We start from the raw sequence: 18,115 nt of genomic DNA on the forward strand, positions 1-18,115 counted from the left end.
AGGGGTACTCAATGTTCCAGGGCTTCAAAGAATTCATCATGCGCGGGAACGTCATCGACCTCGCGGTCGCCGTCATCATCGGCGCCGCGTTCGGTGCGATCGTCACCGCGGTCGTCGACTACGTCATCAACCCGCTCATCGGCGCCTTCGTGCCGAGCGGCGCGCTCTCGAGCTGGGTCATCACGTTCCCCGGCATCTTCGCCGACGTGAACTTCGGCATCGGCGCGATCATCCAGGCGATCATCAACTTCCTCGCGATCGCGTTCGTCGTGTACTTCGCGCTCGTCGTGCCGATGAACAAGCTGGCCGAGCGCCGCGCCGCGAAGAACCCCGTCGTCGAGGTCGAGGCCCCCACGCAGGAGGAGCTCCTCACCGACATCCGCGACCTGCTCAAGCAGCAGAACGCGTAAGCGGATCCGCGAAGAAGGCGTCGCCCCTCGGGGCGGCGCCTTCTTCGCGCGCGCGGGGCGGCGTCAGGAGTAGTGCGGCGGCTTGTCCTGGCGGAGCTGCGCGTCGTTCGGGCCGCGGTCCGCGGGCTCGGGCGCCGGGTCGTCGTCGCGCAGCGTCGCCTCGGCGTCGGAGTCGCCGAGGGTGCCCTCGACGCGCGTGAGCCGCGCGCGACGGGATCCCGCGACGCGCTCGACGTGCTGCCGCTCGCCCGTCACGCCTCGATGGGCGCGGTGTCCTCGTCGACGCGCGCGACGTCGGGGCCGATGCCGAGGACCGAGGCGACGCGCTCGGCGACCGAGCGGGGGTCGCTGTACAGGTCGAACGCGTGGACGCGGACGTAGTGCCAGCCGAGGCGGCGCAGCACCTGCGGGTGCAGGCGCAGCGACTCGCGCAGGGATCCCTCGCGCGATTCGGGGTCGCTCTCGATCACGACCGCCTTGCCGCCGGCCTGAGCGACGAGCGGCAGGAGCCCGCGGTAGTCGACCTCGACGGCCGCGCCCATGCGGCGCAGCTCACGGGCGAGCACGAGCGTCAGCGGATCGGCGTCGTCCTCGGTGCGCGGCGCCTTCGCGCGCTCCTCGAACGACCGCAGCATGTCCATGAGGAGCGCGGCGCCGTTGGAGAAGCGACCGTCGTCGATGTCGGGCGGCTGAACGCACGTCACGATGACCATCGAGCGGCGGGCGCGCGTCATGCCGACGGTCAGCAGCCGCTCGCCGTCGTCGCTCGACAGGTCGCCGAGCTCGCTGAGCACGCGGCCGTGGCGGGTCTTGCCGTAGCCGAGCGAGAAGATCACCCGGTCGCGGCTCTCCGCGACCGACTCCTCAAGCGTCAGGACCGCGAGCGGCTCGGCCGTCTCGCGCGAGACGAAGTCGGCGACGTCGCTCCGTCCGGCGAAGGCCGCGGTGACGGCGGCGCGGACGCGCTCGGCGTGGCGCCTGCTCGCCGTGATCACCATGAGCGACTCGCGAGGACGGTTGACGGCGTGCTCGACGACGAGCGTCACGACGCGCGCGACCTCGGCGTCCGGGCTCTCGACCGCGCCCGTCTCGGGGTCGGGCGCGCCGTGGCCGCCCTCGACGACGTCGACCGACAGGCTGCCGCGGCCGAGGTAGGACCCGGCCCACGGGAACGAGGCGAGCTCACCGCCGTAGAACGCTCCGTTCACGAGATGGGCGAGGTCCTCCCCGCCCGCGCGGTAGCTCTGCGTCAGGGTCTCGACCGGGAGGATCTCGGCGAGGCGCTCGAACGCGCTGCGCTCGGTCTCGGGGCGCTCCGACGCGGGGACCGGGCGCTCGGCCGTCGAGACGACGAACGGCGTCGGGCGCTGCGTCACGGGGTCGCCGAACGCCACGACCTGCGCGGCGCGGCGGATGGCGGGCGCCGCCTCGGCGAGGCTGATCGCGGCGGAGTCGGCGAGCATCACGACGTCGAACTGCTCGTCGGCCGGCAGCATCGGGACCTCGTACGGCGAGGCGAGCCACACGGGCGCGAGGGTGCGGAGCAGGGTCGGCGCCGCGGCCCGGAGGCCGATCGGGTCGACCTCGCCGCGCATGAGGGCGCGGCGCAGGCGATCCGACTCGTCGGGCTCGTCGACGATGCCGATCTTCCACTGCGAGGCGAGCTGCCAGGCGAGCATGGGGCCCGACGCCGAGGCGTGCGCCTCGTCGACGAGGCGGAAGTCCTTCTCGAGGCGGTCGACGACGCTCGTGTTCGCGCCCAGAAGGGCCGAGTCGCTCGCGAGCACGTGCTCGAGCGCCGACTGCCACCAGGTGAACTCGAGCTCCTCGCCGACGCGCGCCTCGTCGACGTGTCGGACCGAGAGCTCGGTCAGCAGCGGGCCGAGGCCGATGTCGGCGAGCTTCGTGCGCAGCTCGGCGCGCTCGACGATGTTCTCGAAGACGCGCGACTCGGCCGCGAGGCCAGCGAGGGTGCGGATCAGGCGCTCGATCTGCAGCGCGGCGAGGCGGGTGCCCCGGCCCAGCGCGGCGTCGAGGGACCCGAGCTCGGCCTCGACCTCGACCCACTCGTCCTGCACCTCGGCGAGGCCGAGGGGGATCTCGGGCGCGGCGACGCCCTCGACGAGGTGCTGCCACTGCGTGCGCTGGTGCTGGATCCGCGTGAGCGCGTCGTGCATGTCGGCGACGTGCACGCCGGGGCGGACGAGCTCGCGCGAGAGGCGGCGCAGGCGTCGGCGCTGCGACGAAGACATCGCGGCGCTGTCGCGGCGCGTGCCGTGCGCCTTGATCATGTCGGCGAGCGGGCGCTCGAACGCGATCGGCTGGAACCTGTCGAGCGAGTCGCGGATCCCGTGCAGCAGCCGCAGGTACTCGCCGAGCTCGTCGAGCGTCTTGAACGGACGCATGCGCGTCTGCGAGATGAGCTCGTATCCGCGCTCGAGCAGCTGGGGCACGCGCTCGCGGTGCAGGCGCCCCGCGAGCGCGTGCGCCTCGCGGGCGTCGTCCGTCGTCTCGAAGCTGACGGCGTACCAGGGCGAGTCATCGGGGCCGACGCGGAACTCGCCGAGGCGCGCGGCGAGCGCGAGCGTCGCGGCCGTCTCGCGGCGGTCGCCCGAGAGCTTCTCGAGCGCCGCGAGCGTGAGACGCGTCGACGAGGTCGGAGGCACGGGCAGTGACGCGAGCCGCGTGAGCTCGCGCGTGATGTCGAGGACCGAAACGCCGCCGAGGTTCGCGCGCGGGCTCACGAGGGCCTCGCGGTAGTCGCGCAGCACGGTGCGCAGGCGGACGAGGGCGTCGTCGATGTCGGCGACCTGCGGCTGCGCCGCGCGCTCGTTGCGGCCGATGGCGCGGATGAGGTCGGTGCGGAGACCCGTCGGCGACACCGCGAGCCCCTCGAGGCCGATCCCCTTGAGGCGGTGCGCGACGCCGTCGAGCGTCGAGCGACGCGCGCTCACGACGAGCACGCGCTTGCCGGCGCGGACGAGCTGTCCGACGGCGTTGATGACCGTCTGCGTTCCGCCCGTCCCCGGCAGGGTGTGCACCGCGAGCGAGTGCCCCGCGGCGATGCGCGCGAGCACGAGCTCCTGCTCGCTGTCGGCGTCGAGCAGGAAGGTGTCGGAGGCCGGGGCGCGGTCGTCGGGGCTCGTCACGACGGGCGCGGGCCGCGGCGCCTGGACGCGGCGCAGGTCGTCGGCATGCCCGCCGAGCGCGTTGAGCAGCGGATGGTCGAGGTCGGCGAGGTCGCGGACCGCCGGCGTCGAGACGTCGGCGAACGTCGAGATGAACAGGCGCGCCTTGACCGAGAAGGTGTCGACGTGGCCCGTGATCGCGCGCAGGCGGTCGATGACCGGCTGCGGCTGGAAGAGGCCGTCGTCGTAGGCGAGAGACGCGAGCGCGTCGGCGTCGATCTCGACCCCGAAGTGGTCGCGCGCCGCCTCGATGAGCTCGGGGTTCACGACGAAGCCGCCGCGCAGCTTGAGCTCGAAGTCGGCGTGGTGGCGGCGCAGCGCGAGGGGGCGCAGCAGCACGGGGGCCGAGAAGTGCTCGGATCCGACGCGCCAGCTCGCGAGGCCCACGGCGAGGCGGACGGCGTCGATGCCGCGCGCCATGCGCAGCTCGACGTTCTTCGCGGCGATCCGCTCGGCGGCGAGGCGTGCGTGGCGGAGCGCCACCTCGTCGCGGAAGAGGTTCGAGAGGAGCGTCGAGCGCCCCGTGATGAACTGGGGAAGGCTTCCGGGGTGCGCGGTCGTGATCTCGATGAACGACTCGGGCGCCTCGCGGTACCGCAGGAGGGTCGACGCGCCGCCGAGTCGGGAGGCCGATGCGCGGAGCGCCTCGCGTTCGGGGTCGGCGATGTGGCCGATCGGGGTGCCGGGCTCGGCGACCTGCAGGTCGCCCGGGGTCACCCCGTTCTCCGCTCCGGACAGAGCCGCTGATCCCTTGATACGCCACACATGCGCAACGGTATGGCCCGCCGCCGCGATTTCCGCGCGATACGCCGGGCTTTCCGGAAATCCACGGGCCGGGTCCTCCGGCGTGTCGCGCCGGGGTCAGCGCGTCCACAGCCCCGGCTTCGGCGGATCCGTCCACAACGGGGGTGCGACGCGGCGAGCGCGCGCCCGCCGCCGCGGGCGAGGATGGGGACATGAGCGACGCAGACACGCGAGAAGACCCCGGCCTCGTCACCGGCCACGACGGGCTCCTGCGCCCCGCGTGGGCCGAGCAGAGCGACCTCCTCCGCGCCTATTACGACACCGAGTGGGGCATGCCCGTGCGCGACGAGCAGGGCGTGTTCGAGCGGCTCGCGCTCGAGTCGTTCCAGTCGGGCCTCTCGTGGGCGACGGTGCTGCGCAAGCGGCCCGCGTTCCGCGAGGCGTTCGCGGGCTTCTCGCCCGACGCCGTCGCGGCGTTCGGCGACGATGACGCCGAACGCCTCATGGCCGACGCCGCGATCATCCGCAACCGCGCGAAGATCCGCGCGACGATCGACAACGCGCGCGCGACCGTCGCGCTCCGCGAGACGGGAACTGACCTCGCCCAGGTCGTCTGGGGCTTCCGGCCCGACGAGACGCCGGCCCCGCGCGCGCTCGCCGAGATCCCGTCGACGTCCCCCGAGTCGGTCGCGCTGTCGAAGCACCTGAAGTCGCTCGGCTTCCGGTGGGTCGGGCCGACGACGATGTTCGCGCTCATGGAGGCGATCGGCATCGTCGACACGCACCTCGTCGGCAGCCACCGCCGCGGATCCAGCGGGGTGTGGCCCGCCTGATCCCCCGAAGCTCCGCGGTCGCCGCCTCCCCTCACCCGGGCGCCCGCGGACACACGGATCCCCGGAAGGAGTAGGCCCTTCCGGGGATCCGCCCTGCCCGCGCCGGTCAGTGCGAGGTGGCCTTCTCGGCGCCGTGGCCCGTGAGCGAGCGCACCTCCATCTCGGCCGCAAGCCGCGGATCCTCGCGGCCGCGCCCGATGAACGACCCCAGGAATCCGAGCAGGAAGCCCACGGGGATCGAGATGATCCCGGGGTTCGACAGCGGGAACACCGCGATGTCGATCGACGGGAACACGCTCGTCTCGGCTCCCGAGAAAACGGGCGAGAGCACGATGAGCACGAGCGCCGACGCGAGGCCGCCGTACATGCTCAGCACCGCGCCGGCCGTCGTGAACCCCCGCCAGAACAGCGAGTAGAGGATCGTCGGCAGGTTCGCCGACGCCGCGACCGCGAACGCCAGCGACACGAGGAACGCGACGTTCTGCCCCTGGACCCCGATGCCGCCGACGATCGCGAGGGCGCCGACGACGAGCGTCGTGATGCGGGCGACCCGCACCTCTCCCTCGCCCGTCGCGCGGCCCTTCTTGATGACGTTCGCGTAGATGTCGTGCGCGAACGACGCCGACGCCGTGATCGTGAGGCCCGCGACGACCGCGAGGATCGTCGCGAAGGCGACGGCCGAGATGAACCCCATGAGGATCGGGCCGCCGAGCGCGTTCGCGAGCAGCGGCGCCGCCGAGTTCACCCCGCCGGGCGCCGCGAGGATCTGCTCGGGCCCCACGAGAGCGCCCGCGCCGTACCCGAGCACGAGCGTCAGCAGATAGAAGAGGCCGATGAGCCAGATCGCCCACACGACCGAACGCCGCGCCTCCTTGGCGGTCGGGACGGTGTAGAAGCGCATGAGCACGTGCGGGAGCCCCGCCGTGCCGAGGACGAGCGCGAGCCCCAGCGAGAGGAAGTCGACGGGGTTCGCGTACTGCAGGCCCGGGCCGAGGATCGCGTCGCCCGCCGGGTTGGCCGCGACTGCCGACTCGAGCAGCGCGTTGATGCTGAACCCGTTGATCGCGAGGACCCAGATCGTCATGACGATGGCGCCGCCGATGAGGAGGAACGCCTTGACGATCTGCACCCAGGTCGTGCCCTTCATGCCGCCGACGAGCACGTAGATCACCATGATCACGCCCACGACCGCGATGACGAGCGACTGCCCGACCTGGCCCTCGATGCCCATGAGGAGCGAGACGAGACCGCCCGCGCCCGCCATCTGCGCGAGCAGGTAGAAGAAGCACACCGCGAGCGTCGTGATCGCGGCCGCCATGCGGACGGGCGCCTGCTTGAGGCGGAACGACAGCACGTCGGCCATCGTGAACTTGCCCGTGTTGCGCATGAGCTCGGCGACGAGCAGGAGCGCGACGAGCCAGGCCACGAGGAACCCGATCGAGTAGAGGAATCCGTCGTAGCCGTTGACCGCGATCGCGCCGACGATGCCGAGGAACGACGCGGCCGAGAGGTAGTCGCCCGAGATCGCGAACCCGTTCTGCGGCCCCGAGAAGGAGCGCCCTCCGGCGTAGTAGTCGGCAGCGGACCGGTTGTTCCGGCTCGCCCGGATCACGATGAACATCGTCACGGCCACGAACACGGCGAAGATCGACATGTTGAGGACGGGGTTGTTCTCGATCGTCGTGACGGCGGACGACGCGCTCGCGAGGGCGCCCGCGATCCAGTCGCTCATGCGCCCGCCTCCTGCTTCTCGAGGTCCTCACGGATCTCGGTCGCGGCCGGGTCGAGCCGGCGGTTCGCGAACGCGACGTACGTCATCGTGATCACGAAGGTCGTGACGAACTGGCCGAGCCCGAAGAGCAGGCCCACCGTGACGTCGCCCCACACGCGCTGGGCCATGAAGTCGGGCGCCCAGCCGGCGAGGAGCACGTACACGAAGTACCAGATGAGGAAGAACGCCGCCATCGGGAACACGAACGAGCGATGGGATCTCCGGAGCTCGCGGAACCTCGGCGACTGCTCGATCTGCGGATATTCGATCTGTCCGGCCGGGGGTGCGCCGGTGTCGGGGTGCGTCATGTGGCCTCCTTGCCGCATGTCGGTCGAGCCGGTCACATCGTTGAGACCGGCTGCCGCGAGCGTACGACACGAGCGCCGCCGCGTCACGCACCCCGGGTCGGATGGGGCGAGATCACCCGGCGTCGGACAGGAGCTCCTCGGCGAGCGGCTCGTCGACGATCAGGACGTCGAAGGCGCCCGAGCGCGCGGCCGCCCGCACCGCGGCTGCCCGGTCGGCGCCGTAGGCGACGCCGACGGTCGTTCCCGCGGCGCGCAGCTGGTCGAGGGTCACGGCGATGACGCGGTCGTCGAGCGTCGTGACGGGCGATCCGTCGGCGGCGATGAGGCGGCCCGAGGTCTCGGCGACGGCGCCCGCCTCCTCGGCCGCGCGGCGCAGATCCGGCCCGCACTTGAGCCGCACCGACGAGAGCGACCCGCGCCACGCGCCGATCGACACGATAGCGAGGTCGAGGTCGTCGGCCGCCTCGAGCGCGATCCGGATCTCGGGGAGCGCCCGGAGGTCGGCCGCCGTCTCGGGCGCCGTCACGAGGAGCGGCGCCGGGAGGCGCACCATGTCGACGTCGGGATCCTGCTCGAGCAGGGTGAAGACCTGCTGGCGGGGAGCCGCGTCGTCGAGCTGCAGCGCGCCCGCGAGCTGCACGACGGTGCTGCGCGGGAGCGCCGGGACGAAGGCCGACGCCGCCGCGATGGTGCGCGACCACGAGAGCCCGATGCGCTGCCCGGGGCGCGCGCTGACGTCGAGGTGCCGCAGCGCGGCGCGACCCATCGCGACCGTCGTGTCGGATCCCCCGTCGACGATCTCGACCGACCGGACGCCGAGCTCGCGGGCGATCACGTCGCCGCGGTCGCCGCGATCGGGCTGCTCGGACTCGATCGTGATCGTCACGACGCCCGAATCGTGGGCCTCGTCGATGAGGCGCGCGACCTGGAACCGGCTGAGGCCGAAGTCGTCGGCGATCTGCACCTTCGACCGGTGCTCGAGGTAGTAGGCGCGGGCGAGCTGCGCGAGCAGCCGCCGGTGTCGCGGGTCGGTCGTCGCTGCCATGGCATCCCTCGTCGGTGCCGCGCCCGTCCGGCCGGCTCTGCTCAGATGATACCCATTGCGCATCTGTGCACCGCATGCCATGATCAGTCGCGAATGAGCACCGATGCTCATATGTGCACCGGCGGGCCCGGCGCACCCGATCACGGCGGCTTCGCCGACCGGACGACCTCACCGACGAGGAGCCAGGAACATGAATCGCAGCAGAACGACACGCATCGCGGCCGTCGCGGTCGCCGCGACGGGGGCGCTCGCCCTGAGCGCCTGCGGCGGCGCGGGATCGACGAGCGCCGACGGGGGTGAGGTCAACGTGCTCATGGTGAACAACCCCCAGATGGAGGATCTCCAGAAGCTCACGGCCGAGCACTTCACCGCCGACACGGGCATCACGGTGAACTACACGATCCTCCCCGAGAACGACGTCCGGGCGAAGATCGGCCAGGAGTTCTCGGCCCAGGCGGGGCAGTACGACGTGGCCTCCCTCTCGAACTACGAGATCCCGACCTACGCGCAGAACGGGTGGCTCACGTCGCTCGACGAGGGCGTCGTCGACGACGCCGACTTCGACCAGGACGACATCCTCGCCCCCGTCGCAGACTCGCTGACGGTCGACGGATCCGTCTACGGCGAGCCCTTCTACGGCGAGGGTTCCTTCCTCATGTACCGGACCGACGTCCTCGACGCGGCGGGGGTCACGATGCCGGATGCCCCGACGTGGGACGACGTCGCGGAGATCGCGGCGCAGGTCGACGGGGCCGAGTCGGGCATGAAGGGCATCTGCCTGCGCGGCCTCCCCGGGTGGGGGCAGATGTTCGCCCCGCTGACGACCGTCGTGAACACCTTCGGCGGGACCTGGTGGGACGAGGACTGGAACGCCCAGGTCGACTCCCCCGAGTTCACCGAGGCCGTCGAATTCTACGTCGACCTCATCCGCGAGCACGGCGAGAGCGGCGCCGCGCAGTCGGGCTACACCGAGTGCCTCACGAACCTGCAGCAGGGCAACGTCGCCATGTGGTACGACTCCACGGCCGCGACCGGCACGCTCGAGGCCGAGGACTCGCCCGTCAAGGGCAAGATCGGCTACGCGCCGGCCCCCGTCATGGAGACCGACTCGAGCTCGTGGCTGTACACGTGGGCCTGGGGCATCCAGGCCGCGGGCAAGAACCAGGACGAGGCGAAGCAGTTCGTCGCGTGGGCCTCGTCGCAGGAGTACGAGGAGCTCGTCGCCGACGAGTACGGCTGGGAGCGCGTCCCCGCGGGCAAGCGCTCCTCGACGTACGAGAACGCCGACTACCAGGAGGCGGCGGCACCCTTCTACCAGCAGACCGTCGACGCGATCGAGTCGGCCGACCCGGTCTCGCCCGGCGTGCAGCCGCGCCCCGCCCTCGGCGTGCAGTTCGTCGCGATCCCCGAGTTCGCGAACCTCGCGACGAGCGTCTCCGAGGACATCAGCTCGGCGATCGCCGGCCAGGGATCCGTCGACGACGCCCTCGCCCGCGGCCAGTCCGAGGCGCAGACGATCGGCGAGAAGTACCAGCAGGAGTGACCGGGGCCGGACGAGGCGAGAGGAGAAGGCGATGACGTCGACCGCGATCGCACCAGACGACACGCGCACGATCGTGGCGGGCCGCGAGCCCGCGCCCACCGGAAGGAGGGCGTGGGCCCGGCGCGGCCCCCTGCTGCCGGCGCTCGCGTTCGTGATCGTCGTGACCCAGATCCCGTTCGTGATCACGATCGTGATCTCGTTCATGAACTGGAACGCGGCGTACCCGAACGACGTGTGGTTCGGGACGCTCGAGAACTACCGGAGCGTCCTCACGGATCCGCTCATCCTCCGCGCCGTCGGCGTGACCGTCGTGCTGACGGTCGGCACGGTCTTCGTGTCGGCGCTCCTGGGGATGCTCATCGCCCTGCTGCTCGACCGGAAGTTCGTCGGGCGCGGCGTCGTCCGCACGCTCATAATCGTGCCGTTCCTCATCGTCCCCGTCGCGGCGGCGCTCGTCTTCAAGCACGCGATCTTCAACACCTCGTACGGGCTCCTCAACGGAACTCTGACGATGCTGTTCGGCGACGACGCGCCCCAGCTCGACATCATGAGCACGGCGCCGCTGCTGGCGATCGGCGTCGTCCTCGTCTGGCAGTGGACCCCGTTCATGATGCTGATCATGCTCGCGGGCCTGCAGTCGCGGCCGCTCGACGTGTACGAGGCCGCGATGATGGACGGCGCCGGGCCGTGGAAGGTCTTCCGGTTCGTGACGCTCCCCCACCTGCGCCGGTACATCGAGCTCGCGGTGCTCCTCGGGACGATCTACATCGTCCAGAACTTCGACACCGTGTTCACGATGACCTCGGGCGGCCTCGGGACGGCGAACCTGCCCTACGTCATCTACCAGGAGTTCTTCGTGGCGCAGGACTACGGCGTCTCGTCGGCCGTCGGCGTCGTCGTCGTGGTCGTCTCGCTCGTCGTCGCGACCTTCGCGCTGCGGACCGCGTCGAGCCTGCTCAAGGAGGAGAGCTGATGAGCACCATGACCGCGACCGAGCGGATCTCGGTCCCCTCGCCTCGCCCGCGCCGCTCGACGCGCGGGAGGGCCTCGTCTATCGTCCTCGGCGTCGTCGCCTGGGTCGTCGGGCTGATCTTCATCACCCCCGTGGTGTGGATGATCCTCACGGCGCTCCACTCGGAGGTCGACGCCGCGACCAACCCGCCGAGCTTCTTCGCCCCGCTGACGGGCGCGTCGTTCGCCGAGTTCTTCGGGGCGTCGGGCGGGGTGAACCCCTGGCCGTTCCTCATCAACTCGGCCGTCGCGTCGGTCGTCTCGACCCTCATCGTGCTCGTGCTCTCGACGGCGGCGGCGTACTCGCTCGCCGTCCGGCGGATCGAGCGCTGGTCGGACGTGCTGTTCTTCCTGCTCTCGACGAAGATGCTGCCGATGGTCGCGGGCCTCCTGCCGATCTACATCGTGGCGCGCATGTTCGGGATCCTCGACACCTGGCTGCTGCTGATCATCATCTACTCGGCGATGAACATGCCGATCGCGGTGTGGATGATGCGGTCGTTCCTCGCCGAGATCCCCATCGCGGTGCTCGAGGCGGCCGAGATCGACGGCGCGCGCCTGCCGCGCGTCTTCCTGCAGATCCTTCTGCCGCTCACGGCGCCCGGCCTCGCGGCGACGGCACTCATCTGCGTGATCTTCAGCTGGAACGAGCTGCTGTTCGCCTCGGTGCTCACGTCGACCGCCGCGGGCACGGCGCCCGTCTTCCTGACGGGCTTCGTCACCTCGCAGGGCCTGTTCCTGTCGCAGGTCTGCGCGGCGTCGCTCGTCATCTCGGTCCCTGTGCTCGCCGCTGGGATCGCCGCGCAGGACAAGCTCGTCCAGGGCCTGTCCATGGGCGCGGTCAAGTAACGAACCGGATCCTCGAAGAGGAGAGAACCATGTCTTCTGACACGACACCCATCCGCCCGTCCGACGCGACCCTCGCGAGCATCGCCGCGCGCGGCGTCGCGACCCCCGCGTACGACCGGTCCCGGGTCACGCCGGGGATCGTCCACTTCGGCGTCGGCGGCTTCCACCGCGGGCACATGGCGATGGTGCTCGACGACCTGCACGCGCAGGGCCTCGCGATGGACTGGGGGATCGTCGGCGCCGGCCTGCTGCCCGGCGACGCCGCGATGCGCGACGCCCTCGCGGCACAGGATCACCTGTACTCGCTCGTCCTCAAGCACCCCGACGGGTCGCGCGACCGACGCATCATCGGGTCGATCGTCGACTACCGCTTCGGGCCCGACGACCCGGGCGCCCTCGTGGCGCTCATGGCGAGCCCCGAGATCCGCATCGTCTCGCTGACCGTCACGGAGGGCGGGTACAACGTCAACCCCGTCACCGGCGAGTTCGTCGCCGACGAGCCGTCGATCGCCGCCGACGCCGCCGCCATCCGGGAGGGGCGGGATCCGTCGACCGTGTTCGGCTACGTCGTCGAGGCGCTCCGCAGGCGCCGCGCCGAGGGGACGACGCCCTTCACGCTGCAGTCGTGCGACAACATCGCGGGCAACGGCCGCGTCGCGCGCACGATGTTCTGCGCCTTCGCGCGCCTCGTCGATCCCGAGCTCGCCGACTGGATCGAGCGGAGCGTCGCCTTCCCCAACGCGATGGTCGACCGGATCACGCCCGTGACGACCGACGCCGACCGCGCCGAGCTCCGCGAGCAGGCGGGTGTCGACGACGCGTGGCCCGTCGTCGCCGAGCCGTTCTTCCAGTGGGTCCTCGAGGACGCGTTCGTCGACGGGCGCCCGCCGTACGAGGAGGCCCGCGTGCAGGTGGTCGACGACGTCGTCCCCTACGAGCACATGAAGCTGCGCCTCCTCAACGCGTCGCACCAGGGCCTCGCCTACTTCGGGACGCTCGCGGGACACACCTACGCGCACGAGGCGATGGCCGACGCCGACATCGCGGCCTACCTGAGGAGGTACATGGACGAGGAGGGGACCCCGAGCCTCGACCCCGTTCCCGGCATCGACCTCGACGCGTACAAGGACACGCTCATCGAGCGCTTCGCGAACCCCGAGATCCGCGACACCCTCGCGCGCCTGGGCGCCGAGTCGTCCGACAGGATCCCGAAGTGGCTCGTGCCCGTGATCCTCGACAACCTCGCGTCGGGCGCGCCCGTCGAGGTCTCGGCCGCGATCTGCGCGTCGTGGGCGCGCTACGACGAGGCCGTCGACGAGCAGGGCGATCCGATCACCGTCGTCGACCGCTTCGCCGACGAGCTCAAGCGCGTGGCCGCGACGCAGGCGGAGGATCCGCTCGCGTTCGTGCGCCTCGAGCAGTTCTTCGGCGACCTCGCGACCCGCGACGCGTTCACGACCCCCTACCTCGCGGCCCTCGCGTCGCTGCACGAGCGCGGGGCGCAGGAGACGGTGCGGCGGCTCGCCGCGCACGAGGCGCTGTAGGGCGGCGCGGCTCGACACGGGGGCCTTCAGGCGCGGCGCGATGCGGGCATGCTCGCCGACCACCTGTCGTGCTGCGGCGTGGAGTGCGCGTGCTGAGCACCCCTCCGCCCCGCGCGCACGACCGCCCTCTTCCTCGCCGCGATCTTCGGCGGCAGCGCGATCGGCGCCGCATGGCCGCGCTCGGGCGAGGTCACGGGCGGGCGGGCGGATCCGCTCGTGCTGACGCTCGTCGCCGCACTGTTCTTCACGCCGCGCTTCGACGGGATCCCCGCCCTGCGTGAATGTGAGAGGCTGTCAGCCGCGGAATAATGCGGAACTAGCGATGTCCTTGATGGTGGGTAACGGGCAGTTCTTGCGCGTGTTGTGAGACATGCGTGAGAGGTCTCACCGCTCAGGATCGTCCTGCCAACGCGCCCCCACCCGGCCCCGGTACTCCGACACCCGATCAATCAGCCCGGACACGTCATCCACGCGGCCGAGGTCCACAAGATCCCGAACTTCGCTCCACGCCAATTCATCGCTCATTTGGCAGCGTGCTCCCGAATCCAAGCCTCATCCGACTGACTCAGACGAAACTCGGCGCCGCCCCGCTCTGCGAGTCACATCGCCGCAGAAGAGGATCCACCGGCACGTGCGATACCTCCGACCTCGGCGACCGGCCTCTCCGGGAGCGAAACTTCGCGTCGATGCCGAAGAAGATCACGAGCGTGACGAGTAAGGACGCGAACTCAACGAGCTGGTCCGACGTCAGCTCAGTCATCTCGCTATCGTTCCTGAGGCGGCCCAGGCAGCACGAAGGTCGCGAGACGGATCAGCCTTCGGTCGCATGCCAGTCATTCTCTGGTTCAAGTGGTCGAGCCTCCTCCGCAGAAGGATCCGACGTGTAATCAGGACGCTCGGGCTGGGCTGGTTGGACGGTGAGTTCACCACCCTCCCGGCCGCCATACGGTCGCCCATGATCAGACGATTCCGCCCGCGAATATACGAACTCCCAGGGGCCTGCAGTGAACCGAGCGCCCGTCCTGAGCGTCTCGGACCGGTTCCCCGGGTGTGCCCCGGAAGCACCCAGGTTCGCGTTCGTTTCGCCCGACCCGTGCATCGTCAAAACGAACTCATCGCGTTCGTCATGAACGATCGTCGCGTGCAGTCCATCGGTTTCCGGAACGCGAAGCTCGACGCCCGCCGCCGAGCCGATGCGCGTCACCTCGACGTCCAGGTGATGCGTGAACCGCTCTTCCCCCTTCCGAACAAGAAGATGCGGGTCACCGGAGCCCCAGGCCGCATGCGTCGTCGTCACGCGCGCACCACCGTCCGCGGCTTGAATCTGTTCGTTGCTCATCATGGAGATCTCCGTAAAAAGTCCGTATCGGCGTGTGGGCGTCGGGCGGTCAGAGGTGACGGCCGCCGGTCACTGCGATCACCGAGCCAGAGGTATACGACGCATCCTCCGACGCGAGATACACGTATGCTCCTGCAAGTTCAGCAGGCTGCCCAGCCCTCCCGAGCGGAGTGGTGCTGCCAAAATCGCGGAGCTTGTCGTCCCACCCGGTAGCGGGGATCAGCGGCGTCCAGATCGGCCCCGGGGCGACGGCATTCGCTCGCACCCCCTTCTCACCCTGTTGCTGCGCGAGCGCCTCGACGAACGCGACAAGCGCTGCCTTCGTCATCGCGTAGTCGAGCAGGTCGGGCGACGGGTCAAAGGCTTGCACTGAGGCGGTAACGATGACCGATGCCCCGGGCTCAAGATACTGAGCCGCTTCACGGAACAGCAACAACGGAGCGACGAGATTCGTTTCAAAGACGCGAAGGGCATCCTGGCGATCAATCGCGGCGTCATCCGCGCGCTCGCGCTGCGTCGCCGCGTTCAATACGAGGACGTCGAGGCCGCCCAACGCGTCGACAGTCTCGCCGACGGCGGCAATGCACGCAGATTCCTCCGTCAGATCTCCCGGAAGAAGAACACACCTTCGTCCTGAAGCTTCCACAAGCCGTTGCGTCTCACGTGCGTCGCTTCGTTCCTCAGGAAGAAAAGCGATCGCGACATCGGCGCCTTCGCGCGCGTACGCAATCGCGACAGCGCGGCCGATCCCTGAGTCGCCGCCCGTAATCAACGCACGCTTCCCCACCAGTCGTTCTGCGCCCGTGTACGAGTCTTCCCCGTGGTCGGGGGCGATGCCCATGTCTCTCGATGAGCCGGGCTGCGATGCCTGCTTGTGCTCGTTGTACGGGGGACGCGGGTGCTTCGTGCGGGGATCGATGTTCGTCATGACTGCCTCACAATCCGCACTGACCACAGTCAGTGCTCTCGGAGTCGCGTGATGAGCTCGCTCTTCGTATAACGGGACACGCCAGTGAGCCCAAGCTCCCTCGCGCGTCTGCGGAGCTCGGGCACGGTCCGGTCCTCGTAGTTCTCAGCGGATCCGCCGCGTCTGCTCACGGCGGATCTGCCGTCCTTGGCTGCGGCGTTCGAGATCCGGGCAGCCTGCTCCTCTGACTTTCCCTCGGCGCGCAAGCGCTCGTAGAGGTCCGGGTCCTTCAACGATGGTCGTCGTTCTCGCGCCATGGGTCCGCTCCAATCGGCTCGCTTGTGCGATCACCGTCGTTTACGTGCCGAAGGTAGTCCGTAGCGTCTCGCCCGTCTAGGGGTCCACGTACACAGTTGCCGACTCGGCTACTGCACGACCGCGACTCCCGATCCATCAGCCGCAATGCAACGATCCCGCTCGCCGACTGGCTCGGCGTGTACACACGACGAAACCGCCCCTCCCGCCGAAGCAAGAGGGGCGGTTGTTCGACAGGCGGGCGGGTTCGAACCGACGGTCAGTCCCATCGACACGAGCCCGCCCGGTGAACCACGCAAGCAAGCAACACACACGTTTCAGACGCTCATTGGGGCGCGCGCATGGGTGGACGACGTGCGCAACGGGATCCGCCGCGATGGCCGCTACGGGCGCCCGGAGACCGTGGACGAGCTGCTCGACAGGTGGGTCGAGACGCTGCGCGTCCGAGACGTGACGATCGCGGACGTTGCCGGTTACATCTCGTGGGCGCTCGACGAGGGCGGTCTTTCCCGCGTCGAGAGTGGCGAGCCGGAGCCTCTCGCACCACGCACGATCCGACAGGGCATCGACGCCCTCGCCCGTGCAATCGATCTCGTCGTCAGCGAAGAGCAAGGCGTGACGCGCAGCGTAGCCCGTCTCGCGAAGCGCCCCGGCACGGGTCGCGCCGCGGGGAAAGATCTCGAGCATTGGACGCCCGAAGAGCTCGCGGCCTGCGCCTCGTCGGCCGACACGGACCCGTTGGCGGGATTCTGGCGGTTGAGCATGTCCGGGCTGACGCGCTCCGAGATCTGCGGAATCCGGTGGGGCGACATCGACCTCGATGCTGGCACCGTGACGATCACACAGGCCCGCGTGAGGATCGATGCCAGCACATCTCAGGTGGGGCCCGCGAAGTCGAAGCAACGGGAGCGGACTGTGCCCTTCGAAGAGCTTCGGCCGGGCACAGTCGATCTCCTGCGGCACGTCATTGCGAACCAGGACGAACGGCGCAGCATGTGGGAGGGATGGGGCTAGGACGCTGACCTCGCGGTGCTGAACGAGTTCGGCGAGCCGATCCGCCCCGAGTGGTGGGGCCACCAGTTCGCGAGACTCGTCCGGGCGGCCGGCGTGGGGAAGATCCGGCTGCACGGGCTGCGGCACTCGCTGGCGTTGGCAATGCTCGAGGCGAACGTCAACCCCGCCGATGCGGCAGCGCTCCTCAGTCACAGGCTCGAAGCTTTTCTCGGAACCTACGCGCCGGACACGGCGGAGCGGGGAATCGCGCGTGCCGTGGCAGGCCTGTCGGAGCGTCTCGCCGATGCCCGTGGCGCGTGATCTTCCGCGCTCTGTGAGAGCTTCTGTGAGATTTGGGAGTTATCCACAGACCCTCACGGGCCGCGATCCAAATGTTTTCTCGGTGCCCCTGACTGGACTCGAACCAGCGACGCACGGTTTAGGAAACCGACGCTCTATCCACTGAGCTACAGGGGCGGACACGCCAAACGCGCCCCACCAGTCTAGGTGACGCGCGTTTCGCGGATCGTGTGCGTCAGTGCGCGGCGTCGTACGCCTCGAGGATCGCCTCGGGCACCCGGCCGCGGTCGCTGACCGTGTGGCCCTGCTCGCGCGCCCACTTGCGGACGGCGCTGAGGTCGCGGACCTTGCCGAGACGGCGGACCGCGGTGCGCTGGGGAGCCTTGACGGCGGAGCCGGCGAGCGTGCGACGCGCTGCGCCGATATAAGGAGAGATGACCTCACGCAGCTTCTCCGCATTCTGCTCGGTGAGATCGATCTCGTAGCTCTTGCCGTCGAGAGAGAAGAGAACCGTCTCTCCCTCGCCCGGTTCGAGGACGGTGCCGTCGAGGTCGTCGACCAGCTGGTGAATCACTTTGCGTGCCATGCGCCAACCATAGCGGAACTCTTTCTCATTCCGCGAGACATTTCTCAGAGAATCGGAGAAATGCCTCGCGGAATAGATCAGGCCGCCATCGACAGATAAGGCTCCCAGGACGGCTCCGCCTTCTCGGAACCCCGGACGGCCCACGCGGATCCGCGCGGGGGCGCAGGCGTGAATCGCAGCTCCCATCCCATCTCGGCGGGAGTCCGATCGCTCTTCACGTTGTTGCACTTGAGGCACGCCGCGACGAGGTTCTCCCACGAGTCCTGACCGCCGCGCGAACGGGGCAGGACGTGGTCGATCGTCGTCGCGTGACGACCGCAGTATGCGCAGCGGTTCATATCGCGGCGCAGGACGCCCCGACGGGTGACCGGCACGCGTCGCGAATGCGGAATGCGCACATACCGGCTGAGGACGATGACCGCGGGGCGA

The 18,115-nt window shown here is 69.9% G+C and carries 19 protein-coding genes and 1 tRNA gene; 8 read left to right on the top strand and 12 right to left on the bottom strand.

The annotated features are described in order from the left end of the window. The first annotated feature begins 11 nt into the window (after positions 1-11). Complete coding sequence (mscL, locus tag H576_RS0112525; RefSeq protein WP_029151204.1) at positions 12-410, top strand: large conductance mechanosensitive channel protein MscL; 399 nt, start codon at positions 12-14, stop codon at positions 408-410. A 63-nt stretch (positions 411-473) separates the two neighbouring features. Here the strand turns inward: mscL and H576_RS0112530 are convergent, their stop codons facing one another. Then, complete coding sequence (locus H576_RS0112530) at positions 474-665, bottom strand: hypothetical protein (protein ID WP_029151205.1); 192 nt, start codon at positions 663-665, stop codon at positions 474-476. Further along, positions 662-4,315: an AAA family ATPase gene (locus tag H576_RS0112535; RefSeq protein ID WP_245559186.1), complete on the bottom strand. Its 3,654-nt coding sequence runs from the start codon at positions 4,313-4,315 to the stop codon at positions 662-664. The genes H576_RS0112530 and H576_RS0112535 overlap by 4 nt, the downstream gene beginning before the upstream one ends. A 239-nt stretch (positions 4,316-4,554) precedes the next feature. Here H576_RS0112535 and H576_RS0112540 point away from each other — a divergent pair, with 239 nt between their 5' ends. Further along, complete coding sequence (locus H576_RS0112540) at positions 4,555-5,175, top strand: DNA-3-methyladenine glycosylase I (protein WP_029151207.1); 621 nt, start codon at positions 4,555-4,557, stop codon at positions 5,173-5,175. A gap of 106 nt (positions 5,176-5,281) precedes the next feature. Here H576_RS0112540 and H576_RS0112545 read toward each other — a convergent pair whose 3' ends face one another. The 3 genes from H576_RS0112545 to H576_RS0112555 form a co-directional block, all read right to left on the bottom strand. After that, positions 5,282-6,907 carry a solute symporter family protein gene (locus tag H576_RS0112545; protein ID WP_036320911.1) on the bottom strand — a complete coding sequence of 542 codons (1,626 nt, stop codon included), beginning with the start codon at positions 6,905-6,907 and terminating at the stop codon, positions 5,282-5,284. Further along, positions 6,904-7,254: a DUF485 domain-containing protein gene (locus H576_RS0112550; RefSeq protein ID WP_029151209.1), complete on the bottom strand. Its 351-nt coding sequence runs from the start codon at positions 7,252-7,254 to the stop codon at positions 6,904-6,906. Before H576_RS0112550 ends, H576_RS0112545 begins: the two co-directional genes overlap by 4 nt. Positions 7,255-7,366: 112 nt before the next feature. Then, on the bottom strand, positions 7,367-8,299 hold the full coding sequence (locus H576_RS0112555) for a sugar-binding domain-containing protein (protein WP_029151210.1): 933 nt from the start codon (positions 8,297-8,299) through the stop codon (positions 7,367-7,369). A gap of 190 nt (positions 8,300-8,489) precedes the next feature. Here H576_RS0112555 and H576_RS0112560 point away from each other — a divergent pair, with 190 nt between their 5' ends. From H576_RS0112560 to H576_RS0112575, 4 genes are read left to right on the top strand one after another with little or no spacing between them, the layout of a single operon-like run. Next, on the top strand, positions 8,490-9,842 hold the full coding sequence (locus H576_RS0112560; protein ID WP_036320914.1) for an ABC transporter substrate-binding protein: 1,353 nt from the start codon (positions 8,490-8,492) through the stop codon (positions 9,840-9,842). Positions 9,843-9,873: 31 nt separating this feature from the next. After that, entirely contained in the window at positions 9,874-10,815 is a 942-nt protein-coding gene (locus H576_RS0112565; protein WP_029151212.1) for a carbohydrate ABC transporter permease, read from the top strand. After that, complete coding sequence (locus H576_RS0112570) at positions 10,815-11,702, top strand: carbohydrate ABC transporter permease (protein WP_211215820.1); 888 nt, start codon at positions 10,815-10,817, stop codon at positions 11,700-11,702. Before H576_RS0112565 ends, H576_RS0112570 begins: the two co-directional genes overlap by 1 nt. A gap of 29 nt (positions 11,703-11,731) precedes the next feature. Then, positions 11,732-13,246, top strand: a complete 1,515-nt coding sequence (locus tag H576_RS0112575; RefSeq protein WP_036320917.1) for a mannitol dehydrogenase family protein — start codon at positions 11,732-11,734, stop codon at positions 13,244-13,246. Positions 13,247-13,272: 26 nt separating this feature from the next. Here the strand turns inward: H576_RS0112575 and H576_RS0112580 are convergent, their stop codons facing one another. From H576_RS0112580 to H576_RS0112600, 4 genes are all read right to left on the bottom strand, one after another. Continuing rightward, positions 13,273-13,494, bottom strand: a complete 222-nt coding sequence (locus tag H576_RS0112580) for a hypothetical protein (RefSeq protein ID WP_029151215.1) — start codon at positions 13,492-13,494, stop codon at positions 13,273-13,275. 563 nt (positions 13,495-14,057) lie between these two features. Continuing rightward, entirely contained in the window at positions 14,058-14,585 is a 528-nt protein-coding gene (locus H576_RS16495) for a hypothetical protein (RefSeq protein WP_084502740.1), read from the bottom strand. Between the two features lie 49 nt (positions 14,586-14,634). Next, a complete protein-coding gene (locus tag H576_RS0112595) occupies positions 14,635-15,513 on the bottom strand; it encodes an SDR family oxidoreductase (RefSeq protein WP_029151217.1) in 879 nt (292 codons plus the stop codon). A 29-nt stretch (positions 15,514-15,542) separates the two neighbouring features. Next, positions 15,543-15,809 (bottom strand): DUF7218 family protein, encoded by a 267-nt coding sequence (locus H576_RS0112600; RefSeq protein ID WP_029151218.1) that lies wholly within the window; start codon positions 15,807-15,809, stop codon positions 15,543-15,545. Between the two features lie 343 nt (positions 15,810-16,152). Here H576_RS0112600 and H576_RS0112605 point away from each other — a divergent pair, with 343 nt between their 5' ends. Together H576_RS0112605 and H576_RS0112610 are read left to right on the top strand one after the other, a co-directional pair. Next, positions 16,153-16,821 carry a hypothetical protein gene (locus H576_RS0112605; RefSeq protein ID WP_029151219.1) on the top strand — a complete coding sequence of 223 codons (669 nt, stop codon included), beginning with the start codon at positions 16,153-16,155 and terminating at the stop codon, positions 16,819-16,821. Between the two features lie 15 nt (positions 16,822-16,836). Beyond that, a complete protein-coding gene (locus H576_RS0112610) occupies positions 16,837-17,121 on the top strand; it encodes a tyrosine-type recombinase/integrase (protein ID WP_029151220.1) in 285 nt (94 codons plus the stop codon). A gap of 83 nt (positions 17,122-17,204) precedes the next feature. On the opposite strand, the gene H576_RS0112615 is transcribed toward H576_RS0112610, so the two are convergent. The 3 genes from H576_RS0112615 to H576_RS15820 all read right to left on the bottom strand — a co-directional run. Continuing rightward, a tRNA-Arg gene (locus tag H576_RS0112615) sits at positions 17,205-17,277 on the bottom strand. Positions 17,278-17,335: 58 nt separating this feature from the next. Further along, complete coding sequence (locus H576_RS0112620) at positions 17,336-17,686, bottom strand: histone-like nucleoid-structuring protein Lsr2 (RefSeq protein WP_029151221.1); 351 nt, start codon at positions 17,684-17,686, stop codon at positions 17,336-17,338. Positions 17,687-17,763: 77 nt separating this feature from the next. Next, positions 17,764-18,115, bottom strand: a 352-nt coding sequence (locus H576_RS15820; protein WP_036320920.1) for an HNH endonuclease, incomplete at its 5' end; no start/stop codon positions are given.

Source organism: Microbacterium indicum DSM 19969, from assembly GCF_000422385.1.
GTDB classification, from domain to species: Bacteria; Actinomycetota; Actinomycetes; order Actinomycetales; family Microbacteriaceae; genus Microbacterium; species Microbacterium indicum.